3 protein-coding genes are annotated in these 2410 nt (G+C 51.3%); 2 read left to right on the top strand and 1 reads right to left on the bottom strand.

From position 1 onward, the window contains the following. The coding region (locus OXH16_15785) for a GNAT family N-acetyltransferase (GenBank protein MCY3682862.1) at nt 1-452 on the bottom strand (452 nt) is incomplete at its 3' end. 222 nt (nt 453-674) lie between these two features. Between OXH16_15785 and OXH16_15790 the strand changes: the two genes are divergently transcribed. Both OXH16_15790 and OXH16_15795 read left to right on the top strand, forming a co-directional pair. Continuing rightward, on the top strand, nt 675-1505 hold the full coding sequence (locus OXH16_15790; GenBank protein MCY3682863.1) for a hypothetical protein: 831 nt from the start codon (nt 675-677) through the stop codon (nt 1503-1505). A gap of 7 nt (nt 1506-1512) precedes the next feature. After that, complete coding sequence (locus tag OXH16_15795; GenBank protein MCY3682864.1) at nt 1513-2079, top strand: phosphoglycerate mutase family protein; 567 nt, start codon at nt 1513-1515, stop codon at nt 2077-2079. Nucleotides 2080-2410: the final 331 nt, after the last annotated feature.

Below are 2410 nucleotides of genomic sequence, written 5' to 3' on the forward strand. Positions count from 1 at the left end.
TGCCCGCCATTGGCATCAGTATAAACACCCCGTGCCAAATACGGCTCCCATCCCGCATCTTTGTACCCGCGGCGCACGTATAAATTCAGCGCAGGATGATTCTTCACGTAAACGCACAAACCAATATTCTCATAACCCCGCTGAAAAGTAATCCGCTCACACACATCCAACAACCGCGAAGCAATACCCATCCGCCGATACTCTGGATGCACAAAAAGCGACGACACCTCGGGCCAGGGTCGCACTTGCGGCGGCACGCCAGCAGCATCGCCACCTTCCCAATTGAGCAACACCTGAGCCACCGGCAAATTGCCCCACCAGGCCACGAAAAAAATGAGCCTGCCGGATTCCTGTAGCATAAACCGCCGCCGCTGCGTTTCTTTACGACTAAACGGCAAATACTGAAGCCGAAACACTTCAGACGATTTCAGAGACCGAATATCAATTTTCATAAAAGTAAATTATACCGAACACCGCCCCAATACGCAAGACACCGCGACGTACAATTTTCATCTGTACAATCCGAAATCGGATTTCTCCGTATTTGTCTTGTTTTATTTGCTTATCCCTCTTTATATTTGTCAGGTAACCGATCCGGTTCATGACCACTATGGACAGCTAAGACCTGTAAGAATGGCTGAGAACAAGAACTCCCTCACCTCATGGAGAAAAATATGAACCAAGCCGGACGTCTGATGCGTTATGAGATCAAGCCCGTGCTCGATATGGGATTAGATAGCCTCGATATAGACCGGCTTAACAACTACTTCCGCGTTCTGTTAAAGCGCGATGCGCCGTCTGTCAACGATCACGAATCGTGGCGTCGGCTTCTCTTGAACACGGGCCTCCTTGTCGAAGCAGGGGGCATCACTGCCGCCACCGTCGCCGGGTTATTGCTATTCGGCGAAAATCCAAATTACCGCGTGCCGCAGGCCGGAATCACGGCGACCGCCTTTCCTCGCAATGAGAAGGAATACGATACCGTTGACGAGGAAGTGATACGAGGCCCTCTCGTTTCAATCATGTCAGAACGCGGCCGCGTCGAAGAGAAAGGCGTGATTGACCAGGCCGTGGACTTCGTCAACCGCAACCTGCACACCATCGCCTGGCTCGAAGGCGGACGGCGTATCCGCAAAAAGGCACTTCCACTCGAGGCTGTTCGGGAATCAATAGTCAACGCCGTTGTTCACAGGGCCTACACGCTCGTTGGTACAGATGTCGAAGTTTCTATGTACCGCGATCGCCTCGAAGTCATCTCGCCCGGGCGGCTACCCAATAGCGTCACAGTAGAAAAAATGCGCGAGGGCGTACTACGCGTATCCAGAAACGAACTCGTGAAGGACGTGCTGCGCGATTATGGTTATGTGGAGCATCTCGGCATGGGCGTGCGCAACCGAATCATCGGATCCATGCGCGACCACAACGGCACCGAACCAGACCTGATTGAAGAGGACCACCGCTTCACCGTGCGGCTGTGGAAGGATCCAGAGAACACACCGTCTTAATTAGTCTATGAACCATCTCATCTTAATCAAACACGCACAGCCACAAATCGACAAAACACAATCCGCCCCAGACTGGCACCTATCGGACAGTGGACGCGCAAGTTGCACCCCTCTCGCCGAAGCATTGCGCCCCTACAAACCAGACCTCCTCATCACAAGCGAAGAGCCCAAAGCACGAGAAACGGGTCAACTCGTCGCCGAACACCTCCAACTCCCCTATACATCAGCACCCAACCTTCACGAACACGACCGCAAAGGCGTCCCCTTTATCCCCCAGGAAACATGGCACACCACCGTAAAAACCTTCTTTGCACGCCCCCAAGACCTGATCTTTGGCAATGAAACGGCACATCAGGCTCGCACGCGATTTACCCAAGCCATTGAAAAAGCAGTAAAAACACACCCTCACAAAACCATCGCCATCGCCACACACGGCACCGTCATCTCTTTATTCGCGGCTCAAAAAACCCAGACAAATGGCTTCGACCTCTGGCAACAATTGGACCTGCCATCTTATGTGGTATTCGACCTGCCGGATTACAACTTGAGCACCATTGTAAGAGAAATATTCTGAGGGTCAAAATCTGACCGTCTAAACCAAACCGTCAGAGGGTCTGATAAATTAAAGCCGCTTCTTAAACTGGGAAGCGGCTTTTTTATTTGTCATGCTGAATATGCAGGACATTGCACCTGCTTTTTGTTGCGCACTTTTTCAAACAGATCACTCCGCGAATGACTCCTCGCCCCTTTCCTTCTGTTTCCGCCTTATCTCTGCGATATCTTCGTCTGTCAGCCGTTCACCTCACAAGCCCGTGATGCCAAGTTTTAAACTTGGGAGGTAAGGGCTTAAAATTTGTTTTGCTTTAGCAAATTGATCCTTACCAAAGCGTGTTATGCTGAGTATA

It is taken from the genome of Gemmatimonadota bacterium (assembly GCA_026705765.1).
Lineage (GTDB): Bacteria > Latescibacterota > UBA2968 > UBA2968 > UBA2968 > VXRD01.

Excerpts from the sequence above, each read along its gene's own strand:
- OXH16_15790 (MCY3682863.1), top strand. The coding sequence starts at position 675 with ATGAACCAAGCCGGACGTCTGATGCGTTATGAGATCAAGCCCGTGCTC.
- OXH16_15795 (MCY3682864.1), top strand. The coding sequence starts at position 1,513 with ATGAACCATCTCATCTTAATCAAACACGCACAGCCACAAATCGACAAA.